Origin of the sequence: Halomonas sp. 7T (assembly GCF_025643255.1) — a bacterium.
Taxonomy (GTDB): Bacteria; Pseudomonadota; Gammaproteobacteria; order Pseudomonadales; family Halomonadaceae; genus Vreelandella.
On the sequence record NZ_CP087112.1, the window covers coordinates 1,330,785 to 1,357,461 of the forward strand.

Annotated in this window: 30 protein-coding genes; 10 read left to right on the plus strand and 20 right to left on the minus strand. The window is 53.1% G+C overall.

From position 1 onward, the window contains the following. Positions 1–54 precede the first annotated feature (54 nt). Complete coding sequence (locus LOS15_RS06110) at positions 55–1,713, plus strand: nitrite/sulfite reductase (protein ID WP_263068839.1); 1,659 nt, start codon at positions 55–57, stop codon at positions 1,711–1,713. Next, complete coding sequence (locus tag LOS15_RS06115) at positions 1,700–2,245, plus strand: DUF934 domain-containing protein (protein ID WP_263068841.1); 546 nt, start codon at positions 1,700–1,702, stop codon at positions 2,243–2,245. Before LOS15_RS06110 ends, LOS15_RS06115 begins: the two co-directional genes overlap by 14 nt. 75 nt (positions 2,246–2,320) lie before the next feature. On the opposite strand, the gene smrA is transcribed toward LOS15_RS06115, so the two are convergent. After that, a complete protein-coding gene (smrA, locus tag LOS15_RS06120; protein WP_263068843.1) occupies positions 2,321–2,911 on the minus strand; it encodes a DNA endonuclease SmrA in 591 nt (196 codons plus the stop codon). A 138-nt stretch (positions 2,912–3,049) separates the two neighbouring features. On the opposite strand from smrA, the gene LOS15_RS06125 reads away from it, so the two are divergent. The 3 genes from LOS15_RS06125 to LOS15_RS06135 are packed head-to-tail and all read left to right on the plus strand — an operon-like array spanning position 3,050 to position 4,592. Then, a complete protein-coding gene (locus tag LOS15_RS06125; protein WP_263068845.1) occupies positions 3,050–3,520 on the plus strand; it encodes a gamma-glutamylcyclotransferase in 471 nt (156 codons plus the stop codon). Between the two features lie 56 nt (positions 3,521–3,576). Continuing rightward, positions 3,577–4,203, plus strand: a complete 627-nt coding sequence (gene wrbA / locus LOS15_RS06130; RefSeq protein WP_263068846.1) for an NAD(P)H:quinone oxidoreductase — start codon at positions 3,577–3,579, stop codon at positions 4,201–4,203. Next, complete coding sequence (locus tag LOS15_RS06135; protein WP_263068847.1) at positions 4,200–4,592, plus strand: DUF2069 domain-containing protein; 393 nt, start codon at positions 4,200–4,202, stop codon at positions 4,590–4,592. Before wrbA ends, LOS15_RS06135 begins: the two co-directional genes overlap by 4 nt. A gap of 58 nt (positions 4,593–4,650) precedes the next feature. On the opposite strand, the gene LOS15_RS06140 is transcribed toward LOS15_RS06135, so the two are convergent. Further along, entirely contained in the window at positions 4,651–5,337 is a 687-nt protein-coding gene (locus LOS15_RS06140; protein WP_263068849.1) for a cytochrome b/b6 domain-containing protein, read from the minus strand. Between the two features lie 164 nt (positions 5,338–5,501). On the opposite strand from LOS15_RS06140, the gene pdxH reads away from it, so the two are divergent. Then, entirely contained in the window at positions 5,502–6,146 is a 645-nt protein-coding gene (gene pdxH / locus LOS15_RS06145) for a pyridoxamine 5'-phosphate oxidase (protein ID WP_263068851.1), read from the plus strand. Between the two features lie 102 nt (positions 6,147–6,248). On the opposite strand, the gene LOS15_RS06150 is transcribed toward pdxH, so the two are convergent. Continuing rightward, the gene (locus tag LOS15_RS06150) at positions 6,249–8,996 is read right to left on the minus strand and encodes a bifunctional acetate--CoA ligase family protein/GNAT family N-acetyltransferase (RefSeq protein WP_263068853.1); all 2,748 of its coding nucleotides are present in this window, start codon (positions 8,994–8,996) and stop codon (positions 6,249–6,251) included. A 105-nt stretch (positions 8,997–9,101) separates the two neighbouring features. Here LOS15_RS06150 and LOS15_RS06155 point away from each other — a divergent pair, with 105 nt between their 5' ends. Then, entirely contained in the window at positions 9,102–10,043 is a 942-nt protein-coding gene (locus LOS15_RS06155) for a histone deacetylase family protein (protein ID WP_263068855.1), read from the plus strand. Positions 10,044–10,111: 68 nt separating this feature from the next. Next, the gene (locus LOS15_RS06160) at positions 10,112–10,744 is read left to right on the plus strand and encodes a helix-turn-helix domain-containing protein (RefSeq protein WP_263068856.1); all 633 of its coding nucleotides are present in this window, start codon (positions 10,112–10,114) and stop codon (positions 10,742–10,744) included. 16 nt (positions 10,745–10,760) lie between these two features. Here the strand turns inward: LOS15_RS06160 and LOS15_RS06165 are convergent, their stop codons facing one another. The 5 genes from LOS15_RS06165 to LOS15_RS06185 all read right to left on the minus strand — a co-directional run bounded on the left by LOS15_RS06165 (position 10,761) and on the right by LOS15_RS06185 (position 12,965). After that, positions 10,761–11,111: a TusE/DsrC/DsvC family sulfur relay protein gene (locus LOS15_RS06165; RefSeq protein ID WP_263068857.1), complete on the minus strand. Its 351-nt coding sequence runs from the start codon at positions 11,109–11,111 to the stop codon at positions 10,761–10,763. Between the two features lie 3 nt (positions 11,112–11,114). Continuing rightward, positions 11,115–11,402: a sulfurtransferase complex subunit TusB gene (tusB, locus tag LOS15_RS06170; protein ID WP_263068860.1), complete on the minus strand. Its 288-nt coding sequence runs from the start codon at positions 11,400–11,402 to the stop codon at positions 11,115–11,117. 15 nt (positions 11,403–11,417) lie between these two features. Continuing rightward, positions 11,418–11,789, minus strand: coding sequence for a sulfurtransferase complex subunit TusC (tusC, locus tag LOS15_RS06175; RefSeq protein ID WP_263068862.1), 372 nt, complete (start codon positions 11,787–11,789; stop codon positions 11,418–11,420). Positions 11,790–11,795: 6 nt separating this feature from the next. Further along, positions 11,796–12,185 (minus strand): sulfurtransferase complex subunit TusD, encoded by a 390-nt coding sequence (tusD, locus tag LOS15_RS06180; protein WP_263068865.1) that lies wholly within the window; start codon positions 12,183–12,185, stop codon positions 11,796–11,798. Between the two features lie 99 nt (positions 12,186–12,284). Then, positions 12,285–12,965 carry a Bax inhibitor-1/YccA family protein gene (locus tag LOS15_RS06185; RefSeq protein ID WP_263068868.1) on the minus strand — a complete coding sequence of 227 codons (681 nt, stop codon included), beginning with the start codon at positions 12,963–12,965 and terminating at the stop codon, positions 12,285–12,287. Positions 12,966–13,125: 160 nt separating this feature from the next. Here LOS15_RS06185 and LOS15_RS06190 point away from each other — a divergent pair, with 160 nt between their 5' ends. Further along, positions 13,126–13,926, plus strand: a complete 801-nt coding sequence (locus tag LOS15_RS06190; protein ID WP_263068870.1) for a dienelactone hydrolase family protein — start codon at positions 13,126–13,128, stop codon at positions 13,924–13,926. A gap of 88 nt (positions 13,927–14,014) precedes the next feature. Here LOS15_RS06190 and LOS15_RS06195 read toward each other — a convergent pair whose 3' ends face one another. Both LOS15_RS06195 and LOS15_RS06200 read right to left on the minus strand, forming a co-directional pair. Continuing rightward, positions 14,015–14,182 (minus strand): hypothetical protein, encoded by a 168-nt coding sequence (locus tag LOS15_RS06195; RefSeq protein WP_263068872.1) that lies wholly within the window; start codon positions 14,180–14,182, stop codon positions 14,015–14,017. A gap of 222 nt (positions 14,183–14,404) precedes the next feature. Then, positions 14,405–15,235 (minus strand): 3-keto-5-aminohexanoate cleavage protein, encoded by an 831-nt coding sequence (locus LOS15_RS06200; protein WP_263068874.1) that lies wholly within the window; start codon positions 15,233–15,235, stop codon positions 14,405–14,407. A gap of 412 nt (positions 15,236–15,647) precedes the next feature. Between LOS15_RS06200 and LOS15_RS06205 the strand changes: the two genes are divergently transcribed. Beyond that, complete coding sequence (locus LOS15_RS06205) at positions 15,648–16,451, plus strand: SDR family NAD(P)-dependent oxidoreductase (RefSeq protein ID WP_009096944.1); 804 nt, start codon at positions 15,648–15,650, stop codon at positions 16,449–16,451. Positions 16,452–16,519: 68 nt separating this feature from the next. On the opposite strand, the gene LOS15_RS06210 is transcribed toward LOS15_RS06205, so the two are convergent. The 10 genes from LOS15_RS06210 to LOS15_RS06255 all read right to left on the minus strand — a co-directional run bounded on the left by LOS15_RS06210 (position 16,520) and on the right by LOS15_RS06255 (position 26,673). Continuing rightward, positions 16,520–16,702 (minus strand): hypothetical protein, encoded by a 183-nt coding sequence (locus LOS15_RS06210; protein WP_263068878.1) that lies wholly within the window; start codon positions 16,700–16,702, stop codon positions 16,520–16,522. Between the two features lie 17 nt (positions 16,703–16,719). Then, a complete protein-coding gene (locus LOS15_RS06215; RefSeq protein ID WP_263068881.1) occupies positions 16,720–18,291 on the minus strand; it encodes an ABC transporter substrate-binding protein in 1,572 nt (523 codons plus the stop codon). A 33-nt stretch (positions 18,292–18,324) separates the two neighbouring features. Next, the gene (locus LOS15_RS06220) at positions 18,325–19,062 is read right to left on the minus strand and encodes a sulfite exporter TauE/SafE family protein (protein ID WP_188638765.1); all 738 of its coding nucleotides are present in this window, start codon (positions 19,060–19,062) and stop codon (positions 18,325–18,327) included. A 115-nt stretch (positions 19,063–19,177) separates the two neighbouring features. Further along, a complete protein-coding gene (locus LOS15_RS06225; RefSeq protein WP_263068884.1) occupies positions 19,178–19,768 on the minus strand; it encodes a malonic semialdehyde reductase in 591 nt (196 codons plus the stop codon). A gap of 59 nt (positions 19,769–19,827) precedes the next feature. Further along, positions 19,828–20,691 carry an intradiol ring-cleavage dioxygenase gene (locus LOS15_RS06230; RefSeq protein WP_263068885.1) on the minus strand — a complete coding sequence of 288 codons (864 nt, stop codon included), beginning with the start codon at positions 20,689–20,691 and terminating at the stop codon, positions 19,828–19,830. After that, positions 20,684–21,631 (minus strand): NAD(P)-dependent oxidoreductase, encoded by a 948-nt coding sequence (locus LOS15_RS06235; protein ID WP_263068888.1) that lies wholly within the window; start codon positions 21,629–21,631, stop codon positions 20,684–20,686. Before LOS15_RS06235 ends, LOS15_RS06230 begins: the two co-directional genes overlap by 8 nt. Continuing rightward, positions 21,628–23,013, minus strand: a complete 1,386-nt coding sequence (locus LOS15_RS06240; protein WP_263068891.1) for an amidohydrolase family protein — start codon at positions 23,011–23,013, stop codon at positions 21,628–21,630. Before LOS15_RS06240 ends, LOS15_RS06235 begins: the two co-directional genes overlap by 4 nt. Further along, positions 23,010–24,089: a maleylacetate reductase gene (locus LOS15_RS06245; RefSeq protein WP_263068892.1), complete on the minus strand. Its 1,080-nt coding sequence runs from the start codon at positions 24,087–24,089 to the stop codon at positions 23,010–23,012. The genes LOS15_RS06240 and LOS15_RS06245 overlap by 4 nt, the downstream gene beginning before the upstream one ends. An 83-nt stretch (positions 24,090–24,172) precedes the next feature. After that, entirely contained in the window at positions 24,173–25,717 is a 1,545-nt protein-coding gene (locus tag LOS15_RS06250; RefSeq protein ID WP_263068894.1) for a sugar ABC transporter ATP-binding protein, read from the minus strand. Further along, positions 25,714–26,673: an ABC transporter permease gene (locus tag LOS15_RS06255; RefSeq protein ID WP_263068897.1), complete on the minus strand. Its 960-nt coding sequence runs from the start codon at positions 26,671–26,673 to the stop codon at positions 25,714–25,716. The genes LOS15_RS06250 and LOS15_RS06255 overlap by 4 nt, the downstream gene beginning before the upstream one ends. Positions 26,674–26,677: the final 4 nt, after the last annotated feature.

Sequence of the window (26,677 nt, forward strand, 5' to 3'; positions counted from 1 at the left end):
CACAATGCCGTCCGTTTCGACGTGACCACTTCGCTTTTAGCAGGATCGTGCCACATGTACCGTTATGATATTCACGACCAAACCTTGGTTGACGAGCGCGTTGCTCAATTTCGTGACCAAATGGAACGCTACCAGGCTGGACGTTTAGGGGAAGAAGAGTTTCGCCCACTGCGACTGCAAAACGGCCTGTATATCCAAAAGCATGCCCCTATGCTCCGTATTGCGATTCCGTACGGCATGCTCGCGGGCGAACAGCTTCGTGCGTTAGCGGATATTACCCGCCGCTATGACCGCGGCTACGGCCACTTCACAACACGACAAAACCTGCAGCTGAACTGGCCCGCTCTGGAAGACGTGCCCGATATTTTAGGTGAACTGGCCAAGGTTCAGATGCATGCGATTCAGACCAGCGGTAACTGCATCCGTAATACAACAAGCGATCAGTTTGCCGGGATCGCGGGCGACGAAGTGGAAGATCCACGCCCCTGGTGTGAATTAATTCGCCAGTGGTCGACGTTGCATCCTGAGTTCGCCTATCTGCCGCGTAAATTTAAAATTGCCGTTAGCGGTGCCGCCCAGGATCGTGCCGCGATTCAAGTACATGATATCGGCTTACGCTTTTGGCATAACTCAGATGGCGAACTGCGGGTTAAAGTACTCGCCGGTGGTGGCCTTGGCCGCACGCCCATGATTGCCGACGTGGTGCGCGAAGATCTCCCCTGGCAGCACCTGCTCACGTATTTAGAAGCGTGCGTTCGCGTTTACAACCAGTTCGGACGCCGAGACAACAAGTTCAAGGCGCGTATCAAGATTTTGGTAAAAGCGTTGGGGATTGAGGAGTTCCGCCGTCGCGTTGATGAAGAGTGGGCGCATCTTAAAGATGGTCCACAAACACTCAACCAAGCAGCGGTTGATGCCGCCAAGCGTCACTTCCCTGAACCAGAGCGCCGCCCGGTTACGGATACCGCTATTGCCCACTTTGAAAAGCTGCGTAGCGAAAACCGGAGCCTGGCGCGCTTTGTTACCAACAATGTGACTGACCATAAAGTGCCGGGCTATAAAGCGGTGACGCTATCGCTTAAGCGTCGTGAGCACGCCCCCGGTGATGTAACAGCAGACCAGATGGAAGCCGTCGCCGATTTGGCCGACCGTTACAGCTTTGGCGAAGTTCGTGTCACTCACGAGCAGAACCTCGTACTGTCTGATGTGCCAGTGGACGAGCTCGAAGCGCTGTGGAAAGAGCTTGATGCACTAGGCATGGCCAACCCAACGGTGGGCACGTTGAACGATATTATCTGCTGCCCTGGCGGCGACTACTGCGGCCTGGCGAACGCGGTCTCCATCCCCATCGCGCAAGCACTGCAGGAGCGCTTTGAAGACCTGGATTTCCTCTACGACCTAGGCCCACTGGATCTCAACATCTCAGGCTGCATGAACGCCTGCGGGCACCACCACGTGGGTCACATCGGCATCCTTGGCGTCGACAAAAAAGGCGAAGAGTATTACCAAATCTCGATTGGTGGTAACTCAACGGACGATGCGTCGTTAGGTAAAATTCTTGGCCCCTCTTTCTTCCGCGAGGACGTGCCGGACGTTGTCGATAAAGTCCTTCAGGTCTATGTAGCTGAACGTCATGAAGACGAGCGATTCCTCGACACCTATCGCCGTATTGGTTTAAAACCCTTTAAGGAGCGTGTTTATGCCCAGCAATGACACCAAGACTGATACGGTTGAGCTAGTGCCGGTACATGTCGACCATCTGATTACTGATGGCGAACTGGCAGCGGAGAACGCGTGGTGCGTGTCCTACGACACAGAAACGCTCCCTGAACAGCGCCCCGCCTTTTTGCCATTAGCACTCTGGCAAGCGCATCAGGAAGATGCCGAGTTAGCACCACTGCTCGCAAGCGACACTGAGTTAACCACTGCACTGGGTCAGCAGTTAAACAGCACCCGTGCCGTTGCCATCGACTTCCCAGCGTTTACAGATGGACGTGGCTACACACTAGCTCGGTTGCTTCGCGAACGCTACGGCTATAACGGCGAAGTACGTGCAGTTGGCGATGTCTTGGTCGACCAGTTGGATTACATGCGTCGCTGTGGCTTTACCGCCATGGCCCTGCGCGATGATCAACATCCCGACGATGCTATCCGGGCGTTAAACATGTTTAGCGTCCGCTATCAAACCGATGTAGAAGAGCGCCAGGCGTTGTTCGAACGCCGTCTAGCCAATAGTGAACAGTAATCCTCTCCCTAGACATAGAAAACAACAAGGGCAGCCTCTCAGGCTGCCCTTTTGCTGGGTCACCCGTAGCGGACGTTAGCCGCGTCGTTTTTGCTGGCGCTCACGGTTGTTGGCCTTTGCGCGGTCACTTTTACGTAACATGACCCAAGTGGCGCCAAGGCCTCCCTCCGAAGGCTGCGCGGAAACATACGCTTGCACTTCGTCAAACTGAGTCAGCCATTTAGCCAGATAGGAACGCAGCACATTCGCAGGGCTGTCGATGTCTCGACCTCTGCCATGCACAATCAGCACAGAACGGAGGTCGTGAGCGTAGGCTTCTTGAATAAACGGAAATAGCATTCTGCGGCACTCTGCCAAGGGCCGTCGTAACAGATGCAGCTGCGCCTGTACGCTATAGCCACCGTGTTTCAGTTTATCAACCACGCCCTGCTGAATACCCTCGCGGCGGTACTCAATGGGATCAAAGGGGGGCCGAAGATCGACAAAATCATCGGATAAAAAATTACGTTCATTCAATTGCTCTTCAGCGCTTTCGCGACGCGCTAACTGGGCTTCTGTGGGTCGCTGTCGCTGAGTGCCTGTATCCGCGCGGTTGTGCTTGGGCAGCGGCTTTACATCGCCGACCAAGGCACTGAAATCCATCTCATCACGAAGTGATTGATTCATAACAGGCTCCTCCGGTAGGGTCGAATGCTTAAAAGCATTTCAAGCGTATCCTAGCAAACCCGTGAGAATTGCTTAAGACGTGAGTTCATTAAGTAGGCACGCCAAGCTTGATATAGGGTATGACAAAGAGGAAAGCGTATGGTTTGGTTGAAACGATGCCTGCTAGGCAGCACATTAGTAGCGCTAAGTATTGCCGTATGGCTATGGCTAACCATGCTGAGCCCATGGTTCTATGAACGACCTAGTCACCTGCCCGATATTGAGCAGCGCTCCCATCAGGTATTTGTTTACGGGACGCTACGCTATGCCCCCGTCCGCTGGGTGGTAATGTACGCATCAGGCAACCCGACGAAGGCTACGCTGGAAGGTTATGAGCGCACCAACTTGGATTTGACGCCAAATCAAGAAGCGCATGTAGACGGTTTATTACTTGAGGTTACACCGAACCAGCTGGCGCGTTTAGATCGTTACGAACGCCTGGGCATTCGCTATGAGCGCGTAAAACAGACCTTGGCTGATGGAACAACGGCCTGGGTCTATGTACGTCTGCCTTCACTTAGCCGATTGCGCTTGCCCTCTCCTGACTATCAAGCCGCTCTGGTACCATAGGTGAATAACGCAGCGCCTTCGATTGCTGGCTTCTCTTTTCACCCTTAGGACATATCATGAGTGATTCCACACCGTTCGTTCTGATTCTTTACTATTCCCGCTCTGGCGCGACAGCCGCTATGGCGCACCAGATAGCTGCAGGTGTCGAGAGCATTCCAGGCATTGAAGCAAAGCTGCGCACGGTGCCGCCGGTGTCTCCCACATGCGACGCCGTTGATCCAGAGATTCCAGAAGAAGGTGCTATATACGCGGATTTAGAAGACCTGCGCCAGTGCAGTGGGTTAGTGCTAGGTAGCCCTACGCGGTTTGGCAATATGGCTGCGCCGCTGAAATATTTTTTAGACACGACCAGCAGCCTCTGGATGAACGGAGCATTAATTGACAAACCCGCCAGCGCCTTTACATCAACCTCCAGTTTGCATGGAGGCCAAGAGAGTACGTTACTCACCATGTTAGTGCCTTTACTGCACCATGGCATGGTATATGCAGGTGTTCCTTACAGTGAAACCACGCTTATCAACACCCAAACGGGTGGTACACCCTACGGTACTAGCCATGTAGCCGGTGTTCGCAGTGACCGGCCTGTGGATGAAGACGAGCGTTTGCTATGCGTTGCTCAAGGTAAGCGTATGGCAAGGTTAGCTTTAGCACTCCATCACATGCGCGGGGAGAAAACATCATGAGGCAGTGGTTAGAATCGCTGGAAAGCCGCCATGGAATCGATAACTTAACTCGTCAATCGCGGCAGCTGGTCCTGATCAGTTTTGTGATTCTCTTTCTACTGGTGGTTTATCGTGGCTTTTTCATTCAAGAAGACGCGTTTAATTGGCGCCCCGTGGTGGCGTTTGTATTGCCACTGGTGCTATTCCTGCCGTCCATTATAGGTCAGCGCGCCCGTGGTCATGCATGGCTTGCGTTTGTCAGCCTACTCTATTTTACTCAGGGAATAATGCTGGCGACCCTGCCAGGGCAAGGGTTTCGCGGCGTGTTAGAAGCGCTCGTTTCACTTGCACTGTTTACCGGCTGCATGGCGTATGCTCGCTTTCGCAGTCGACAGCTGCGTCAAGCGTAGAGGTTGGATGGCCTTGATATCTTTTATCAAGGCCATCGCTCGTTACCAACAAAGATTGCTAATAAAACCAGAGCCAGCCAACGACACTCACTGCAAAGAGCAGCGCAGCGCCTGCTCGAAACCGGCGCATGGGAAAGTTCGTCGGCGCTATATCGTGAGGGGTATGGTTAAACCGCTTAATGCCGGTCACCATGGCTGCCACTAAGTGTTCCCCTTGCAGTTGATGGGCCACAATGGCCAACACATGCACACTTATCAATACTAGAAGAAGGTCACTATTGAACGCGTGCAAAGTAGCAAGCTCACCGCTGATATCGCGGCCTACTAAGCCATATAACGGCCCCTGAAAAAAAATATCATCACTAAGAAACAAACCGCTAAGCGATTGAAAAGCTAGTGACACAAGCATGAAAACCACCATCCAACCGCCCAAAGGATTATGACTGGCATAGCGGGGCGCACGGCGAGTCAAAAGCAATTTAGTATATGCAGCGGTTGCGACCGGAGGGTATAAAAAATGACTGAAACGAGCGTAAACAGTACCTACAATTCCCCAAATAACCCGAAACACCAGCAGGCCTATAATGATATAGCCCGCTTGAGCGTGAACTTCGATGGGAAATAGAAATGGAGCTCCATCAGTTTTAGTGGTGTAGTAAGAAAAAGCGACAGACGCTAGCAGTCCCCAATGAAATAACCGTATTAGCCCGTCCCATACCAACACGCGCTGTGTATTATTAAGCATTTACAGTCCTCTATCGTTATGCTGAGAGAGTTTCTCATTAATCCTGAGCGACGCCTAGGACAAAACATCTGATGCACCGCTATCTGATCAATACTTGAGCTTTATTAGCAGACCAGCGAACATGAAAAGCAAAGTTCAACTTTACCGCAAGGGAGCACCATTCAATGACGCGTAACATAGCTGATATTAGGCGTGATTATGAAGGCGGACGCTTAGATGAGGCGCAAACCCCCGACAACCCATTCGAACTCTTTGACGAATGGTTCACGCTCGCGCTTGAAAGCGAGGGGAAAGACGGTAACGCCATGACCCTGGCAACGGTGGATAGTCAGGGACGCCCCCATGCACGGGTTGTGCTACTCAAAGGGTTCGATGAGCGCGGCATGGTTTTCTTTACCAATTACCACAGCCATAAAGGCAGCGAATTAAGCAATGTGCCTTATGCTGCTATGACGTTTTGGTGGCCATCGCTATCGCGTCAAGTCCGTATTGAAGGGCCGGTGGAGCAGGTAACGGCCGACGAATCCGATGAGTACTTCTCAAGCCGCCCGCGTGGCAGCCAGTTAGGCGCTTGGATTGCTACCCAAAGTGTTGTAATCCCTGACCGTAACTGGATTGTAGAGCGCCAAAAGCGCTTTGAACAAGCTTACGATGGGCAAGATATTCCTCGGCCCATTCATTGGGGTGGGTATCGGGTTGCACCTGAAATGATCGAATTTTGGCAGGGGCAGCCTAGCCGTCTGCATGATCGCCTAAGGTTCGAACGGCGTGACGGTGGTGCGTGGAGTCGCTTTCGCTTGGCTCCATAGCAACGTTTCAGGGGCCTGTATATCGACAGGCCCCCTTCTCTTCTCCTCACCCTTCTCAACAACGTATCGAGAAAGGCAGCGTCGACTGAAATACAGCAGCGGTTAATCGGGCTGACTCTCTAAGCGATGCCGCTGCCACTCGCTCTCTGGTTCATTGAGACGCAACACCGCATCAACGACCTGCTCCTCCATGTTATAGCGGCACTTAAAGCCCAAATGCTTCATTAATGCCCGCATTGGGTGGTTATCGACCATGATTTTGCCAATCATTTCAAGGGTGCCAATGCTGGTGCAGTAATCGATCATTTTTTTCATTAAAAGACTACCTATACCCAGCCCCTGCAGATCATCACGAATAATCACTGAAAACTCGGTGCGAATATTATCCGGATCATTCCACACCCGAACGACACCCAGCATTTCCTTGCTTCCATCATCATGCTGATGCTCAGCAATAAAGGCCATTTGGCGATCGTAGTTAATATGCGAAAGGATCGATAAATCGCGCTGCGTCAGGTTGGATTTATGATGAAAGTAGCGGAAGCGAATACTCTCTTCCGACAGTTGACGATGGAATGTGGTGATCAGTGGCGCATCTTCCGCTCGAATAGGCCGAACCTCTACTTTCCAGCCATTTTTCAACGTCACCCATTCACGCAGCTCTTCTGGGTAAGGCATGATAGCAAAGCGCGCGGGGGGGCCTAAGTCCATTGCGAAATCGACCGCCAGCATTCCATCACGATTTAACAGTAGCGGGTTCAATTCCAAACCGCGTAAATCCCCTAGATCGGACGCCATTTGCGATAACTTCACCAACAGCTGGCATAAATGTTGAATATCTCGCTCGGGATCTGCCGAGTGCTCACGAATCAACGAAGCAGCATGGGTTCTACCCACCATATCGGCGGCCAAGCTCATATTAAGGGGAGGTAAAGCAATTTGACGATCGGCTAAAACATTCACCTTATAGCCCCCAATACCAAACACAATCAGAGGGCCAAAAACCGGATCTCGTGTAATGCCAGCGCATATCTGCATCGAGTGCTTACCGCGTTGCATTGGCTGTAAACAGTATTCACGAATCGTGTATTCAGGAAATTTTTCACGCACCTTATCGCCTAACTGTCTCACACCCTCCGCTACTTGCTCAGGTGTTGTTAAATCCTGCATTAGGCCTGCAGATATTTTATGAGGATGCTTTCGATAACGATAAGGCCGACAGTTGCCTTCATGTATGACTTTGAGTGCCTTTGGCCCTGGGATATCGTCGGCTAATGCCAACGCCTCTTCGGGGCTGGATAAATAAACACTCGGAGCGGCTGGAATACCATAGGCTTCCAACACCTGTGCTGTCTCAGAATGGGTAAGCGTCTGCCTACCTTGCTCTTTTGCTTGAGTAATCAGAGCGCGGCATTCAGCGCGTATCGCGGGGCTGGTAGAAAAAGGCAGGCTGGGTGGTATTTCTTGAAGGAGCGCCTGCACTCGCTGGTAATCCACCATATGCATAAATGCTTTGACTGCTTTTTCGGGCGATGTATAAGTAGGGATACCCGCTACGTTGCACTCATGCCGAGCATTTAAGGCCTCTTTTAAGCCCATCCAACTCGTTAATAAATTACGTTTAAACAACTTACGGTTATCAATCAGGGCTTTTGCCGTCGCTACCGACGGGGCTAGTCGCGTAGGCGCATGCACCACCAGGACGGCATCGACATTGGCATCATTAGCCACAATTGTTAACGCTTCAACAAAACGCGCTGGCGTCGCATTCCCACCCAAATCCACAGGATTTTCACCAGGCTTACTCATATCGACGTGGCTTTTATGCAGTGCTGCCTGCGTTTCTTCGGTGAATTCAGCCAGTTTTCCCCCCGCACTAATGAGCTTATCGATTGCCAACATGGCGGGGCCTAGGCCATTGGATACCACGGCTAACCGATCACCACGTAGTGGCTTCATGCGTGATAGCGTCTCAAGAGCATCGAGCAGCTCATCTGAGTCATCTACCCTAACCACACCCGCGCGAGCAAATGCAGCGTCGAATACCACGTCGCGGTTGGCAATGCCTGGGGTCGGCGCCATACCTGAAATATCCGACTGTGCCGTACGACCACTTTTGATGGCCAAAACAAGGCGATTGCGGGATGCGTCACGCACTGAGGTCATAAAATGCTGGGCATCTGTGACGCGTTCAAGGTGGAGCAGAATTGCCTGGGCAGGTGAAAACTGGTTAACGTAATCAATTAAGTCTGGCAACAACACATCAACACTGTCGCCCACCGTGATTAAATGAGAAAAACCTACATCGCGCCCTGCTGCCCAGTCGATCATGGCGTTAGCAAGCATGCCTGACTGGCCTAAATAAGCGACCCTTCCCGCTTTCACAGGCTGACTGGCATAAGAAGCATTGAGTTTTTTACCGGGCACAATCAGCCCCATGCATTCAGGGCCCAGCACGCGTATTCCTGACTCCCTTGCCGCTTGCAGCATTTGTTGGCGAATAGATCCCTTATTACCTTTCTCGCGATCTAGATAAGCCCCCCCCGAAAGCACAAGGGCCGCTTTCACACCGAACTGGCCAAGCTTTTTGATGAGACTTGCCACTCCCTCGATGGGCGAGCAAATAACCGCCAAGTCAGGAACCTCCGGCAATTCGCTTACATTTCGTACACAATCGGCGCCAAATACCTTGTGATAACCTTTGAGGTTAACTGCCCAAATTTTGCCCTTGAAGTCAGCTTCTTGAAGGTTTCGAAGCACTAAACCGCCAAGTGACGCGGGTTTCTCAGAGGCGCCAAACACCGCTACCGTACGAGGCTCAAAAAAATGATGTAAAAAGCGTGTGCTCACGGACATGCCTCCCTGGGATGATTAACCACTGTGTACGACTTATTGTGACTGTCGCGCAAGCCCCCCTGGCGATTATGGTAACGACAATATGACTGGAGCGCTTGCATGATTACTGCCTACCTTACCCATCCTGACTGTTCATTGCACCATATGGGCCCTGAGCACCCTGAAAGCCCTTTGCGGCTGGAAGCGATCCAGGCACGTTTATCGCTTGCTGGCCTCCTTCAGCAAACTATGCAAGCCGATGCGCTGGAAGTTAGTGAAGAGGCGCTCGCCAGAGTGCATCCAGTCAGGCATTTAAAAGCGCTAGAAAAGTGTGTACCAACGCAGGGCATTGTGACGTTAGATAGCGACACTATGATGAACCCTGACAGTTTGAATGCCGCACGGGTGGCTGCTGGCGCCGTGGTTCGCGGCGTGGATCAGGTATTCAAACGCCAGGCGGATAATGTTTTTTGCGCTGTGCGTCCACCGGGTCATCACGCAGAAGCCGCCGACGCGATGGGCTTCTGTTTTTATAACAATATTGCCGTAGGCGCTGCTCATGCAAAAGCCAAATACGGTGCTAAACGCGTTGCTATCCTAGACTTCGATGTGCACCAGTGTAACGGTACGATTGATATTTTTAAGAACGACCCGAATGTACTTATTTGCACCAGTTTTCAATACCCTTTTTACCCTTGGCGTTACTTGCGTAGCGAATGGCAAAATGTGGTTAATACTCCTTTGGAGGTAGGCACTGATAGCATTGAATTCAGGCGTGTTATTGAGCGACGTTGGCTACCCGCGCTGCACGCGTTTAAACCTGACTTAGTGATGCTTTCAGCAGGATTTGATGCGCATCGAGACGACCCTATGGGCGATGTTTGTCTTGGTGACGAGGATTTTTACTGGATCACCCACTTAGCCATGGAAATTGCCGCCCTCTACGCAGAGAACCGCGTGGTGTCTGTACTTGAAGGGGGCTATAACCTTAAAACATTAGCAAGCGGCGTAGAAGCCCACATGAAAGCATTATTAGGCTTACCTTTTACGAACACCCCCTAGTGTGCCCCCTACGGCATGAATGGCTGTGCTAGTATGCGGTTTTATTGACGCTTTACTACGTGGCTTTTATGACCGCAACCTCTGAAGAGCACGCCGCCCTGCGCATCGCGTCAGGGCGAAAACCTTTTGTTGAGCCGCTCCGTTTAGGTGAGCGGTTAAAACAAATACGTCTGGCAAATCAATGGACACTGGAAGACGTGAGTCAACGCACCGGTATTGCCCGCTCCACGCTCTCCAAAATTGAAAACGATCAAATCTCACCAACGTTTAGCGTCGTCCAGAAACTCATTAACGGCCTTGGTATTGATTTACCCCAGCTTTTAACTCCGCCCAAGCGCGAACGCTATACGATGGGGCGCCGTGACCTGACTCGCAAAGGAAAAGGACAGCTGCACCCCACCCCCACTTATGAGCATGAGCTGCTAGGCCATCAGCTTGCGCAAAAGCGCATGATTCCGTTTAAAACCATCGTGCGAGCGCGCAGTTTTGAGGAGTATCAGCAGTGGGTGCGGCACGATGGCGAAGAGTTTTTGATGGTGCTGTACGGCGATATCATGCTTTACACAGAGTTTTATGCGCCTCTAGTACTGGCAGAAGGCGACAGCATCTATTTTGATAGTGATATGGGTCATGCTCTGGTCTCTACCAGCGAAGACGATGCTGTCGTGCTTTCAGTGTGTACACGAGGAGATTTGGCGTAACGCCTTCGACTCTCAGCTATAAACAGTTCGTCGGTTTTGGCAACCCTGCAATGCGAGCCAATCGCTTAGGCGGACTGCCTGGAAAAAGCGCCATTAGGTATACCGAACGCCCCTTTTCATCACCTAAAGCCTGTTTAGTAGCTTTAACTAATGGCCGCATCGCGGGTGCCATTTCATAGCGAGCATAGAAATCACGCACTAAATGAATCAGTTCCCAGTGTTCATCAGTGAGTGTTACACCCTCGTCTTCTGCAAGCAGCTCAGCGATTTCGGGGCTCCACACATCCTGCTTTACTAAATAACCTTCAGGATCCAGTTCAATTTTATTGCTTGAAGGAAGATAACGGTATAAATTTTTATCATTCATGCGTCAGTACCAGGATATGATGTTTGCATGTTGCTCAGTCAGCGCTACAAAGCCATCCATATCAACCACTTTGGCACCTGTTGTGGCCGCTAGAAAAAGCAATCCGCGAGACGCCGCATCCTCTTTCAATAGAAATATTTGCTCGCCAACGGCACGCCAGCCTTGCCAGTCAGAATGCAGTACTGCTTGTACGGCATCCTCGATTAACAAAACACTATCGCCTGCTGACGCGGTCGAGAGCATTTGCTGGGCTGCCTCGCTATACGGGGGCTCATTCAAAATATGTAGCATGTCACCCTGCCCGATTTAAAAGTTCAGTACATTAGAGTGGCGGTTGAGCAGCTCAGGAAGCTCATTATCAGTAATGATCGTTACCCCATCCACTAGCTTATCGGCGTTCAAATTCAGTGCCTCTAGGTCCCGTGCTGTCACCAGCAACTGATCAATATCGTACATTTCAAGCATATCGATGGTAGGTAATGTCGCTTTTTGTCCTGGTGCGCCTGTTGCCTGCTCCTTCACCAGAGCCAGCACGCCCTGTCCCATAAACAGCAAGTTGACCACTTGGCCAAAGGCCGCTGCCACTAAGGCGACATCTAGCCCTTCTCTCAGGGCATTGGAGCTAAACGGTGCATGTCGAATAATTACGAGTCGCTCGTTTTCATTACTCACTGGCATCCGCTCCTATGCAAAGGTGACTAAACGATCACAGCGCTGCTGCAACGATAACAGCTGACCTAACCCTGTTAATTCAAAAGGCGCCGCCAAGCTGAAATGTGATTTGCCATGCCGTTTTGCCTCAGCTTCACTCATCACGCCACGACGCAACGCTGCAGCAATGCAAACATCTAATGCAACACCGTGTTCGTGATGTAGTGCTGCCCATGCGTCATGCATGTTGAGCTCATCCTGAGGGGGCGCCATCAGCATAGAGGCGTTATGTATACCCTCTTGATAGAAAAATACCCCCGTCACTTGGTGGCCTCTGCTAATCACCGCTTTAGCAAAGCGCAGAGCGGAGTGAGGCGCTGCACTCGTGTAAGGCGCGCCCATTACTAATAAGCCGTACTCCATAACGTCATCTCGTGCCGACTCAACGAAAAAAAACAGACCCTACTGAGTAGGGTCTGCCGTTAGTGCCACTTCAGTAAGCGACTGCCTTCTTGCCACTAATCAGTCGTTGCTCATGATGCCCAAGATAGACAGCAGGCTGACGAACAGATTGTAGATGGAAACGTACAGCGTCACAGTCGCGAGGATGTAGTTGGTCTCGCCAGCACGGTGCACAATTTCGCTGGTTTGGTAAAGAATCGCTGCTGAAGCAAACAGCACGAAACCAGCGGAAACCATTAGCGAAAGCGCCGGTATATTGAAGATCAATCCAGCTACCATCGCCAAGATAAGAACAATAGCGCCCGCCATCAAGAAGTTACCCAGGAAGCTAAAGTCTTTCTTAGTGGTGAGCGCTACTGCGGAAAGACCAATGAACGTCAGGCCCGTCATGGCTAGCGCGTTCATGATGAGCGCACCGCCATTGGGAAGCGTTAAATAGGCAGAGATGATGGGACCAAGCGTGAACCCCATAAAGCCTGTAAACGCGAAAGTTGATAACAGACCAACCGCAGAGTTAGCGGTTTTGTGAACCAAGAACATCAGACCATAGGCGCCAATGAAGAACACAAAAATGTTCATCTGCTGGATACCCATCGCAACAGAGGCACCCGCCATGACAGCAGAAAACAGCAGCGTCATTGCCAGTAGTGCGTAGGTATTACGCAGCACCTTGTTGGCACTTACACCACTTACCGCGCTGTGGGTTTGCGTTCTTGCCATGTTTGAATCGTTAAAAGCCATGTATCTATGCTCCCTAGTAGTCGTACTAACAACGGACAAGCATGCCGTCACCAAGTTCCAGACGCAAGTCTTTGTCTTACACGTTAGGTGGGTGCTTTTATCGCCCTCCTTTGGATAAGGTTGACTATGCTTTAACTTCTACCTTGAATTGGACAAAAAAATGCCTGATAAAATCCCTACCTCACTCCCACGCCCGGGTATTGTTTCACTTTCTATCGCTACCCTATCCAGCTTGCTACTTTCAGCAGCCGCTTACGGCTTTACCCCCAGCGGCGAAGACATTAGCTATGATGTGAATGGCGAAAGGTTTGAAGGTTATTTCGTCTCGGCTGGTGAGCATGCCAAAGGCAGCGTGATCATTGTGCACGACTGGGACGGGCTGGATGACTACGAGCGCCAGCGAGCCGATATGTTCGCAGAGAAGGGTTACGATGCATTTGCCGTCGATCTTTTTGGTGCCGGCAACCGCCCACAAGCCACTGAAGATAAACAGGCCGCCACCCGTGCGCTTTATGAGGATCGTGAGCGGATGCGAACTCTCACCCTTGCTGGTTTGGCTCAAGCTAGAACCGAAGGGGCTGATACCCGCACCGTCATCATGGGCTACTGCTTTGGCGGGGCGGTCTCCTTAGAAATTGCACGCTCTGGCGAGGCAGATAACATCGCCGCATACGCTACCTTCCATGGAGGCCTAGACACACCCGAAGGCCAATCGTACGCCAGTGACACGCCACCAATTTATATTGCTCATGGCGGTGCAGACACCTCTATAAGCCTAAAAGACGTAGCCACCCTAGCCAGCACTCTTGAACAGGCCGGCGTGACTTACGAAGTAGGGATTTATTCAGGCGCCCCCCATGCCTTTAGCGTGTTTGGCAGCGATCGTTACGACCAACGCGCCGACGAACGCTCATGGGAAACGTTTCTACAGTGGCTTGAGGACACGCAGGCTGATTCATGAATTCGATATGGCAGTGGCTCAAGTACGAGCGTCAGCCACTGCCAATGATTAAAGATAAACAGTATCAGCAAAAAAATAGCAGTTCTTTTCAGGACTGCTCGCTCTTTTCCTCAACTTCATCATCTTTATGCGGTGTAAGAGCCGCTGTATTCGCTTGTCGAACGTCTTGTGCGTTGTACAACCGTGCATCAAGAATATTGAGAACCGCCAATTGCGCAAATAATACTGCAAAGCACAGCACAAGCCCCTTCAACATGGCGACTTTTCCTTAGTAGGCTAATAAAAACCACGCACAAATGGATAATAGCCCAACACCTACAAAAATCAACGAACAAATGCAAAGAGTATTGTAGTTAATTTCCAGCACATCACTCGGCATGGCGAGCATTTCCTTCATTGCCAAAACGCCTATACCAAACAGCAGAACGGCGCTTACTTGGAAGCCAGCGATGGCATCGCACCACGCTGGGAGATAGCCTTACGCCATCTGCAGCCCCAGTGTGTCGCGGGCCTGCTGCCAAGTGGCGACCGGGCGCTGATATTTTTCGCACAGCGCGACGGTTCTCTCGACTAGGGCTGCGTTGGAGGCGGCTAAGGTATCGCGATCTAGGCGCACGTTATCTTCAAGCCCGGTGCGGGTATGGCCGCCTGCTGCAATCGACCACTCGTTAAGCAGGTATTGGTTGGCTCCTATGCCTGCGCCGCACCACTGGGCGTCGGGGGCTAGTCGTTTGAGCGTTTCAATAAAGAAGTCAAAGCTGTGTTTGTCGGCGGGCATTGAGTTTTTCACCCCCATGACGAACTGAACGTATAACGGCGCTTTTAACTTGCCCTGCTTTGAGAGCGCAACCGCCTGGTGGATGTGCGAGAGGTCAAACGCCTCGATTTCAGGCTTCACGTTGTACTTGAGCATTTCGTCTGCCAGCCACTCCACCAATTGAGGAGGGTTTTCGTAAACGCGACTGGGAAAATTATTCGAGCCCACCGAGAGGCTAGCCATATCCGGTTTCAGCGGCAGCATGCCGCCGCGAGCTTCACCGGCACCGGATCGGCCGCCGGTGGAAAGCTGGATAATCATGCCTGGGCAGTGTTTCTTGAGCCCTTCCATCAGGCGGCCAAATTTTTCTGGGTCGGATGACGGCGTTTGGTCGTCGTTACGCACATGGCAATGCGCAATACTGGCACCTGCTTCAAAAGCTGCCTGGGTACTTTCGATTTGCTCATTAACGGTAATCGGTACCGCGGGATTATTTTCTTTACGTGGCAGGCTGCCCGTAATGGCAACACAGATAATGCATGGCTGAGACATAAGCACCTCGATTTATTTTTATAATAAGCACTAACAATAGGAATAAACGTTAAATGCAATACGGTTAACACCTAACATTAAAAAAACGCACTAATAACTTTCACAATACTCACATTCGCTATTAACGGCTGCACTCCCTATGACTCTGAGGCGATTAAAGCACTGCCACTTTCGCTTTTCATAACGCTGGGAATGAAAAAAAGTCCAATCTGGCCATATTAACAATAAGGCGCTCTGTCCTTAGCGACAAGACCACCTGAGAATGCCTATCACAAGGTTGCACTTCTGTTATTCGCAACGCCGATTTAACAACGCACGTCCTTGTTAGCGCTAGCTACCTACACCCAACCACCACAATGTGGCGAAGGTGGCAGCGCATACTGTCCCACAACAAAACTTACAAGGTGACCTCATGGATAACACTCGACTCAAAGGCAAACACTGTCTCATTACTGGTGCTGCACGTGGCATGGGAGCGGCTGTCGCTGAGCATTACGCTGCGCAAGGGGCAAAGGTCTGCGTGGCAGACCTCAACATTGAGGGGTGCGAAGAGGTCGCTCAGCGCATCAAATCAAAGGGTGGCGATGCCATTGCCATTAAGTTAAATGTTACTAACCGCGCGGAAGTGCAGGCAGCCGTTAACGCCACGGTAGAAGCGTTTGGTAGTTTGAACGTGATGGTGAACAATGCCGGTATCAATAAGCCATTAATGTTTCTGGATATCACTGAAGAAAATTGGCATCAAATTATGGATGTTAATGCGCTGGGTTGCTTACTCGGTATGCAGGAAGCGGCTAAACAGATGATTAGCCAGGGCAAAGAAAGCGGCCCTTATAAAATCATTAACGTAGGTTCAATTCTCTCCCGCCAGGCATTTGACGATGTGGTGCCCTACTCCTGCAGCAAGCATGCCGTACTAGCGATGATTAACGGCGGTGCAAAAGCACTGGTTGACCACAACATCACCGTTAACGGCTATGCCCCAGGCGTGGTGCGCACCGAGCTTTGGGAACAGCTGGATAAAGACTTAGTCAGCATCGGTAAATTCGAGAAGCAGGGCCAGTCAATGGATGAACTGGCTGAAAAAATGATTCTGATGAAGCGTTACTCTTACCCAGAAGATGTGGTCGGCACCGCGTCGTTCCTCGCCAGCCAAGAGTCTGATTACATGACCGGGCAGCTGCTAATGATCGATGGCGGCATGATCATGCAGTAAGCCTCTAGCCAAGAAGCCATTTCCCCCATACCTGCCTCTCAGGTATGGGGGTTACTCCTTCCATCTGCTTAATAATGCCCCTTTTCCCGCATAACGTTATCAGCGCGCTCTTGGGCGATAGAGAGCGCTTTTTTAATTGAACGCCGCCCATCCAGCACCTCGAAAATTTCATTACCTGCGATGCTGATTAGCTCGGTAATGCCTGGAACCGGCGGGCGTGGCCACGCCTGTAAAACATCCTGCTTCGCCATATCATCGACAATCGTAATCAACGGCTCAACGGCGACAGCGCGGACACTTCCGGGTCTTGGCTAACGCTAAAACGCGGCGTGACCAAGCTACCGTTCATGATGTAGAGCTTAGACATATTGGGCGACGTGAGGTGTTTTAACGCCGTCCACACGGCCTCCACTCGCTCTTTAGATAAGTTGGCCGGTATCGCCAGCGCATACCCACCAATAGGCGTAATCGCCCTGCCGTGATTGCCCACCGGATGGGATAAATACCCCGTATTGCCGTATGCCGGTGATCTCTTATCGAACTCGATCAAAGGTGCCAGCAGCGTGTAGCAGTAAGCCATGCACGACTCACCCGAGGCATAGGATTGCGCCCGTTCGTACCAAGACATATTGAGAATATTCGGCGGAGAGTATTTGAGAATATCCAGCATATACTCGCAGGCTCGGTAAGCGGCGTCCGATTGAAACATCGGCCGCAGCTGCTCACCGCTGGCGTTTTGAAAATCGAAGCCGCCTGCATGCAGCGGTAGATCGACAATGGGCTGCCCAAATTTAGCCATCAGGAAGCTAAACGTATGCCCCAGCGGCGTGCCACGGGCGGCGTTCCAAGCGATCCCGTATCGCCCCTTCGCGGGGTCGTGCAACTGTCTTGCAACTTTTACCAAGGCCTCGGTGGTGCTGGGGGGCGTTAACTGCGCAGCCGCCAAAATATCCTTGCGATAACAGAGCAGTTCAGGGGTGGTTTGTACCGGCATACCGTACTGACAACCCCCATAGCCGGCGCTTTGGATCGCCATCGGGTGGAAGTCAGAAAGATCGTAGCCATCGCGCTGGATGAGCGCATCTAGCGGCATCAAAACGCCCTGTGCGACCAAGTCGCCAAACCAGGGTAAGTCGCAGGCGACAATGTCGTAGCGGGATTTTGCTAAACGGGCATTGTCGAGAATGTCATCTAGCAAGTTATCAATGGAGCGCGCTTTATTGCGAATTTCCACGCCGAAAATAGACTCTAGCTGGCGTTTTAAATTATGCATGGCCATGAACGTAGGGTCCGCATGCGCCAGCACACGTAAGCCCCCTTTCAGCTCCAGCCGCGCGGAGAGCACAGCGGGCGTCGAGATCACCTGCTGAGACGCTGACGTGCCTAAAAATATCTTGCTGCCAGACTCTGAGGCGGGGTCGATCCCAAACAGCGGGCCCAGCAGGCCCTTGATGCGCTCCGCGTAGCTTTCCCACTCTTCTATCATCTGTGGGGAGGGATGCAGCGAGACGGTTTTTCCTGTCTTTGTGCGTGGGCGCGAAATGAGCAGGCCTCGCTGCATAATGCTTTCAATGCCACGCTTGGCGGTGCCGTAGGTCAGCCCTGAGGCATCCGCCAGCGAGGTGGGCGTGGTTAAACGGCCCGCCAGATGATTGCGCATCACGTGCAGCAACATCCGCATCTCACGATACCCCAGCGACATCGAGAGTGTTGATTCGGTCTCGTTTTCAAATTTCTCAATGAACTCAATGAAGCGCGCTAACTCGGTGTTCGATATTTTAGATAAGGGCGTTTGTGAAAGCGTATCGTAAGGCCCTTCAGGGTGCGAATCGTCAAACATGGTCAGCCCACTCGCCTCTTTTTCATGGTGGCTTTAACTTACTCCATCGATGATCAACCGGATACCTAACAAAATGAGTAGGCAAAGAATCACCCGGAAAAACAGCTCGCCATCCATCCGCCGCTGAATGATCAACCCTAATTGAATGCCCAGCCACGCCACCGGCATCAGCAGCAGTGCAATGGTGAGATTATCGAACGTCACCAGGCCAAGCAGCGTGTAGGGCACCAGCTTCACCAAGTTGGTGATCGCGAGAAACACCACCGCCGTGCCTAAAAACTGCTGCTTAGTGAGTTGGCACTGCAGCAGGTAAAAGTTCAGCGGTGGGCCGCCCGCATGGGCAATAAAACTGGTAAAACCTGCTATTCCTCCACACAAACGCCCCACCCACGTGGGCAGCAGTCGGCCGCGCAGCGGTTTAAGCAGCCCCCACAGGCCAAACAGCACGGAAAAAATGCCGAGTAGCAGTGTCAGCAGCGCCTCATCAAACCAGCCATAGGTGAAGTAGCCCACCGCAACGCCCAATATCGCAGGCGGAAACATCAGCCATAACAAGCGGTCCACCCGCTGTCGCCACCACGCTTTTAGGCTAAACACGTCCATCACAATCAGCAGCGGCAGCATCACCGCCACCGCAAAGGTCGGGCTTGCCTTTAGCGAGATCAGCGGTACAGCAACCACCCCCACCCCACCCGCAAACCCTGATTTGGAAATCCCCGTCAATAACACGGCCACGATCATCAGCGCTACAAACACCCAATCAAACGCCATCAGAACACCCCTTTTAGATAGAGCCTCAACGCCAGGCCACCCACGCAGAAAAAAGGGCCATGACAGGCACGGCCCTTTTTCGGTAGTTCAAACAGTATGCGTCCGTAAGGCGTGCTTACAGTACGGTGCACACTTCATCGAAGGCAAAGCGATCGCCACGCGGGAACAGGGCGCTGGCATCGCCATAGCCTAAGTTGCACAGGAAGTTGCTCTTCACTTTACCCTCTGGGAAGAACTCTTCATCCACCGCAGCGTTATTGAAGCCCGACATAGGGCCTGCATCCAAGCCCAGTGCACGGGCCGCCAAAATCAAATAGCCGCCTTGAATTGAGCTATTGCGGAACGCCGTAGAGTGAATGAAATCCGGCTTGCCTTCAAACAGCGATTTAGCGTCTTTGTTATGGGCAAACATGCGCGGCAGGTGCTCGTAAAACTCCGTATCAAAACCAATCACTGCCACCACCGGGGCTTTCATGGTTTTTTCCTGGTTGCCTGGCAAAAGCGCTGGCTTCAGGCGTTCCTTGGCTTCGTCAGTGGTCAGGAAAATAATCCGTGATGGCTGGCAGTTCATCGAGGTGGGGCCGTAATGCATGAGGTGATACAGCTCGCGCAGCGTATCCTCGCTCACCTCGCGGTCCTGCCACACGTTATGGGTGCGCGCTTCTGTAAATAGAGTGGCTATCGCTGCTTGGTTAATCGTTGTCATGGTGTTGCCTCTTTCGGTGTAACCCGCTCAGTAGGAGCCAGGCGTTCAGGGTGAGTCGTTCAGGCCGTCTTTAAGCCGAAGTCGTATTGAAAATAGCGGTAAGGGGTGTCCATCTGCCGACCGTCGGGCGCTTGCCCCGCTGGCTTTTGAATGAACTCCTTTACCAAGGAGTCCTTCACGCCAAATACCGCGTCAGAATCAAGGTAAGGGTCGTCTTCCGCGAAGATTTGAGTCACCAGGGTTTCGTAGCCCGGTGCCATCAGCATGAAATGCACATGGGCGGGGCGATAAGGATGACGCCCGGTGATCTCAAGCATTTTGCCAACGGGCCCATCGGTCGGAATGGGATAGGGAGACGGCGTCACCGTCCAAAAGGCGTAGCGGCCCTGGCTATCGGTATGAAAACGAGCGCGCAGGGTCGCGCTTTCAAGCTCAGGCTTCTGGACGTCATAAAAGCCTTCGCTGTCTGATTGCCAAACGTCGATGGCGACATTCGCCAAAGGCTTGCCATGGGCGTCGTGTACGTAACCTTCGATGAACAGAGGCTCCCCTTCCACGCCCCAGTTAATGGCATCGCCCTGGTTGGCTTGGGGAGGGTCGGCGACGTAAAAAGGCCCCAACACGGTGCTTTCGGTAATCTTAGGGTCGCTGCTGGCGTGGTTAATCGCATCCACCAGCATAGTGACGCCCAGGGTGTCAGACAGCAGGATAAACTCCTGGCGTTCGTCGTCGCACATTTGCCCGGCTCGAGTGAGAAACTCAATCGCCTGAGTCCACTCTTTCTCGGTGGGCTGCACTTCGCGCAGGTAGGCATGCAGGTGGTTGACCAAGCCATTGAGCAGCGTTTTCAGCCGCTCATCTTCACAGCGTGAGAACTCATCCATTACGGCGGCGGTAATATTGTCGGTGGTGAGATTACGCATGTGTGTGCCCTCCCTGCTTCATTGGCGAAGGTTCACCCAACCCTGACAGGCGCTCGGTATGATGAACGGTCGCGATATAGTCATCGTTACCATGCCCGGTCGCGATCAGGGCGGTATAGGCTTCGCGCATTTGCGCTGCTAGCGGGGTCGAGACCCCAGTGCCGTGGGCGCAGTCGAGGATAAGATCAAGATCTTTGGCCATCTGCGCGGCGGAAAACGTCGAGGTAAAATCCCGCGCTAACAGGGGCGGCACCTTGTACTTCACCATGGGAGAGCCCACCGCGCTGTCTGAGATCAGCGCTAACATGGCGTCCCATTCAATGTTGCCCTTACGCGCCAGCGTCAGTGCTTCACTCATCATCCCAGCACTAACGGCAATCATCAGGTTAATGGCCAGTTTGGCCACCCGGGCCTGCTCTTCATCACCCAGCCAGTACTGCGCTTTAGTGAACGCGGCAAACACGGGCTTGGCCGTTTCCAATGCTTCCCGTGGGCCAGAGACCATTGCGGAAAGCGTGCCCGCCTCGGCTGCTACAGGATTACCGGATACCGGGCTGCGCAGATAGACCACACCTTGAGCCGTTGCTGCCTCAGCCACTCGTGCAGAGGCTTCCACGCTCACCGTGCTTGTCTCAATCAAGGTGCTGCCGGGCATCATGTGACGAATCAGCTCGCCCGATTCCAGGCACAGGCTGATCAACGCGCGGTCATCGGGGATGGACACAAACACCAAGTCGCAATCGGCCACGGCATCTGCCAGCGTTTGATGGGGCGTCACACCGATCTCTGCGGCGAGAGCAAGGCGCTGCTCCGACAGATCAAAGCCTTGAACAGCAGTCCCTGATTGAACAATTCGGGCGGCCATTGGCAAACCCAGTTTACCCAAGCCTACCCACGCCACTTTTGGGGTCGTTGAGGACGTTGTAGAAGCGGTTGTCATTGGGTGACCTCCTGTGTTGATTGCGCTTCACGCGCTAGCAGTTCGGCGTGAATGCGGTGGCCAGATTTGGCCAGCTCAGCGATGCCCTGGTGGGTATCCATAAACAGACGGCCGCCACGTTTTTTGAACTGCCCGGCTACCATCACGCTGTCGACGTTGGCCAGGCTGGTTTGCATGACCACTGTGGAGATAGGGTCGTTCACTGGCTGCATGTTGAGCTGGTTGCTATCCAGCAGCACTAAGTCGGCCTGTTTACCCGGCGTGAGGCTGCCAATACGGTCATCAAGACCCAGTGCTTTTGCCCCATCGAGGGTGATCCAGCCCAGCGCTTCCCGCGTGGTAATGGTGGAGGTATCGGGGATCTTGCCCTGCTCACGGCGCGAGGCGTCGTTATCCAGCGAGCGCTGCATACCCAGCGCTGCCCTGGCAACGCTGAACATATCCCCAGAGAGCACTGATTCAAGATCCACGCCCAACGACACCACGCCGCCGTGCTGACGAACGATCCCAGTCACCGGAAAACCGTGGCCCTGGGTCATCTCGTTTTCAGGGGCAATGGAGAACGTCACGCCGCTGGCACAGAACCGGGACATTTGGCCATCGTCTAAACTTTGGCCATGCACAATGTTGATATCGGGGCCTAACATGCCACGCGCTTCTACTTCGTCCCAGGCACCGGGGGCCACGGCCTCTCCGCCGCCCTGGTGCATTGAAGCAACTAGGCCAAACTCTTTGGCCAAAGCAAAGTCTTGCAGTGTCACGTCTAGGGTTGAGTAGTGAGGGCCAAGAATAGCCATGCCCAAGGTGACGAGCCCTTCTGGGTTTGCCAGCTCGCCGTTTAGTAAGCGCTCTATTTCATGGCGGGGATGGGGAATTTCACTGAAGTGCGGCTGGCCAGGTTGTGGGTCCGGTTTTGGCGAGCCATGCAGAAACAACGCGCGTATGCCCGATTCCTTTAGCCCTTTCACCGCAGCGTCAGTGTGATCCGGGGTTGGGTTGTTATGGCACCAATCACCCAGCGTGGTGGTACCGCAATTCAACTGGTTAACCGCGCCCATCCGGGTGGCGATGTAGATATCCTCTGGCGTGAACAGCGCCGCCAACCCCCGGTGAACATGGCGAAAATACTCCAGCAGCGTCCAGTTGGCGGCAACGCCGCGTAGCCCGGTCTGCCAGGTATGCATATGGGCGTTCACCAACCCGGGAATCAGGAGACCGCCGCCGCAGTCGATCACCTCGGCTGCATTTGCCTTGGGGTGATCGGTCAAGTCATGCCCCACAGCGACAATACGGTCACCCTCGATGAGTACCTGGCCATCGCTCAGTTCGCCCAACTGCGGGTCCATGGTGATCACGGTGGCGTTCACAAACAGCGTGCTCATTGGCCACCTCCACTGTCTGCCTGCGGCCGTTTGCCCGACTGGGCATCGCTGAGCAAACGGTGGATGCCCTTGGCTTCCACATCGCGTGGGTTCCAGTAAGGGTTGCGGGTCGCAATCTCGGTGGCTTGCTCCACATCTTCTACGCTAAAGCCTAGTTCGGAGAGTGCGCTAGGGGCCCCGACGGCACGCCCCAAGTCGTAGAGGCCAGCCGCCGCGTCGTCACAGCCCAGCGCACGCCCAATACGCGCCATCGCTTCCGGCACCGCTGGCGCGTTATAGGCCAGCGCATACGGCAGCACAATGGTGTGCGTTTCCGCATGAGGAAGGTTGAAAGAGCCACCCAGGGTATGGCACAGCTTGTGGTGCAGCGACATACCCACCGAGCCCAGGCAAGTGCCGCACAGCCAAGCGCCGTAGAGCGCATCAGAGCGTGCTTCAACGTGGGTGGGGTCGTTGGCAATCACCGGTAGGCTTCGCGCCAGCGCCGCAATTCCCTCTTCTGCCATCAGCGCAATCACCGGATTGCAGTCGCGGGCATACAGCGCCTCTACCGCATGGGCAATCGCGTTAATCCCGCTGGTGCCTGACATCACCGCAGGCAGCGTTAGGGTCAGGTCAACGTCATAAATGACCGTCTCCGGTAGTACGTCCAGGGTGCGCTGGGTGGTTTTGATACCGTCGCTTGTTTCACCCAGGATCGGCGTCATTTCTGAGCCTGCGTAGGTGGTGGGTATCGCGATCTGAGGTAAGCCCGTGCGTAAGGCAATGGCTTTGCCTAAGCCGATGGTGGAGCCGCCACCAATCGCCACCGTGCAGTCTACCTTTAGCTCTTTGACCACCTTTAGAGCGCGCTTGGTTACCTCAACCGGTGTATGCATCACGGCATCCGCGTAAACACCCACGCCCTTATCGCCCAGCAGTGCTAGTACATGGCTTGCCTGCTCGTGCTGTTGAGGCGTGGCTAACACCAGGGCGCGGGAGCAGCCGAGATGTTCAAGCTCTTGCCTCAGCTGAGCCAGGGTACCTTGGCCAAATACCACCCGGGATGGCAGGCCATCATAAACAAAAGGTTGCATAAAACATTCCTTAGTCGTTTGAAGTGGGCTGTGTGCTCGCTAGCTTCTACCTGCTAGCGAGCACACCAATCGCAGCAAGTGAGCTAGCTCGCCTGCGCCTGCTTTCCCATACCGGTAATGGCTTGCACCAACGCGTCCTCACTGACATTGTCACCATCAAACTCCGCGGTGACGCGGCCGTCATACATCGCGATAATGCGGTTACTCAGGCCCAGCACTTCAGGCATCTCTGAAGAGATCACCAACACGGCGTAGCCGGATTTGGCTAAGTCTTTGACGAGGGTATGGATTTCGGATTTAGAACCGACATCGATACCTCGGGTAGGCTCATCGAGGATGAGCAATTTAGGATGCGTATGAAGCCACTTACCGATGACGATCTTTTGCTGATTCCCGCCGCTTAAATTGCCGACCTTTTGGCGCCAGCTGGGCGTTTTGATTTTCATGGCTTGGTGATATTTGTCATAGACTTCGCGCTCTTTTGCGTTGGTCATAAAGCCTAATGACGACACGCTGGAGAGGCTTGCCAATGTCATGTTGTCACGACAGTTCATCCCCAGAATCAGGCCCTGGTCTTTGCGGTCTTCAGGGACTAACGCAACGCCGCTTACCACCGCATCGTGAGAGTTGCGAAAGTTCACCACATCACCATCGAGTACGACTTCTCCAGCAGAAGGCGTACGCAGGCCAAAGATGGTTTCTGCTACTTCTGAACGCCCCGCGCCTACCAGTCCGTACATGCCGACAATCTCGCCCTTGCGAACGTTAAAGCTGACATCCTCGAAGACTCGCTTCACTGACAGGTTGCGCACTTCCAGCATGTTGTCGCCAAAATCAGTGGGCTTGCTGGCATGATCAAGCTCTAAACTGCGGCCGATCATCATCCGCGTGATTTCGTCTTCGTTGGTATCGGCGGTATTGACCGTGCCGGTGTACTCGCCGTCTCGCAGGACTGAGATACGGTGCGAGAGATGGAAAATTTCATCCATGCGGTGGGAGATATAAACAATGCCCACGCCCTGCTCACACAGCGAGTTAATTACGTCGTAAAGCACCGGCTTTTCATGGTCGGTGAGCGATGCCGTCGGCTCATCAAACACAACAACCTGCGGCGTAAAGGCAAGCGCCCTGCCAATTTCCACCATCTGTTTTTTGGCAATCGACAGCGAACCCACTACATCGTCATGCTGAAAACTGCACTTGAGCCGCTCAAGAATCTTATTGGTATCTTCGCGCAGCTTTCGCCAATCAACGCGGTTGAACGGTTTTCTTGGCAAACTGCCGAGAAAGATATTTTCCGCAACCGTCATTTCAGCGACCAGCGACTGCTCCTGATGGATCAGTACGACCCCCGCGCGTTTGGCATGCTTGGGGTTCTCGAAGGCCATTTCCTGGCCACCTAGAATAATCTTGCCTTCGTTGGCCTGGTGCTTACCGGCCAGCACTTTCATCAGGGTCGACTTGCCCGCACCGTTCTCACCCAGCAAGGCGTGCACCTCGCCGGGGCGAACGTCAAAATCGACGTTATTGAGTGCGACCACACCGGGGAATCGTTTGGTGATGCCTTGAAGTTCCAGGATGGGTGCTGCATCGATGGGCTGACGTGATTGCGTTGAAGAGGCGTTCATATCCGCACCTCCTTAGCCGAGGGTGCATTAAGCTTCTTATCAATGATCAGCACAGAGATGAGAATCGCGCCGAGAATAACGAGTACGTAAAAAGCGGGCACCTGCATCAAATTCATGCCGTTACGCAGAATACCGATGGCCAGCACGCCGCCGAGAGTGCCAACAATACTGCCGTAGCCACCGGTCAACTTCGTGCCTCCTAAAACCACCGCCGTGATCACCCAAAGCTCGTAGTCACGACCCAGGTTGGGCGTTGCGGCCCCCATTTGGCTGGCAAGCAGCACGCCTGCTAACGCAGAGAAGAAGCCCACGATAATAAAGTTAATCATCATATGGCGGCCTAAGCGGATGCCAGCATCAATCGATGCTTCAGGGTTGCCGCCTACGGCAAACGTATTGCGGCCATGGCTGGTTCGCGTCAGCACCAGATGCATGATCAGCGCGCACACCAGAAAGATGATTGCCAAAACGGGAACCGGCCCGATAGTGCTCGTGCCGAAGTCGGCGAACGCAAAGTTCATGGCGAAGAAAGACTGCTCACCGGTGTATAGAAAGATCAGGCCACGCACACCCAACATGGCCCCTAGCGTTACGATGAACGCGTTAACACCGGTTTTCCAAACAACAAAGCCATTGATGGCGCCCAGCAAAATACCCGAGATCAATGCGGCGAGAATCGCCAGCGTCATGCTAATTTCCTGCAAGCCTACTGCTAAAGAAGCGGATAGCCCCAGTATTGCGCCCACCGACAAATCAATGTTGCCGTTAATCATCACAAAGGTCATGCCCAGGGCAATCAGGCCTATCGTTGAGGTCTGTACCAGAATGTTGCTGATATTCCCAAATGACAGGAAGTACTCCGACATAACGCTAAAGAAAATAAAGAGAGCGATAACAAATACCCAGATCGGCTGTATTTTCGCTCTACCACGGAAGAACCCTTTAATCGATGTCATCTTG